This is a genomic window from Colwellia sp. BRX10-4 (genome assembly GCF_014077465.1).
Taxonomy (GTDB): Bacteria; Pseudomonadota; Gammaproteobacteria; order Enterobacterales; family Alteromonadaceae; genus Colwellia_A.
This window is the reverse complement of the sequence record NZ_JACGVZ010000094.1, coordinates 1-737: the sequence shown is the minus strand read 5'-3', so window position 1 is coordinate 737 and position 737 is coordinate 1. Positions and strand designations below refer to the sequence as shown.

The following is a 737-nucleotide window of genomic DNA, read 5'->3' as shown; positions in this document are numbered from 1 at the left end:
AACTTTAATGGTGCTGTGCCTGTAATTACTTATATTGTTACTGACGGTGCAGGTGATACTCAGCGTTCTACCCTAACCATTTCAGTGACACCGGTTTCAGATTTAAGTGATGATAGTGAAACGGTCACAACAGCTGAAGATACAGCAGTTTCAGGTAATGTTCTAGATAACGCAGAAACTGCAGACGGTCCACTAACTGTCACCAGCTTTACGGTTGGTGGAAATACGTACAATGCAGGTGATACGGTTACCCTTGCTGAAGGTGAACTCACTTTAAATACCGATGGTAGTTATACCTTCACACCTAATGATAATTTCAACGGTGCTGTGCCTGTTATTACTTATACCGTTACTGATGGTGCTGGTGATACACAGAGCTCTACCTTAACCATTTCAGTGACACCGGTTTCAGATTTAAGTGATGATAGTGAAACGGTTACGATAGCAGAAGACACAACTGCTACAGGCAATGTGTTAGATAATGCAGAAACTGCTGATGGTCCACTCACGGTAACCAGCTTTACGGTTGGTGGGAATACCTATAATGCAGGTGATACCGTTACTCTCGCTGAAGGTGAACTCACTTTAAATGCCGATGGTAGTTACACTTTCACTCCGAATGATAACTTTAATGGTGCTGTGCCTGTAATTACTTATATTGTTACTGACGGTGCAGGTGATACTCAGCGTTCTACCCTAACCATTTCAGTGACACCGGTTTCAGATTTAAGTGATGA

The 737-nt window shown here is 42.5% G+C and carries 1 protein-coding gene; it reads left to right on the top strand.

What is annotated here, in order from left to right:
• Positions 1–737 (top strand): tandem-95 repeat protein (locus tag H4J67_RS19970; RefSeq protein ID WP_182204906.1); only part of this gene is annotated, 737 nt, incomplete at both ends.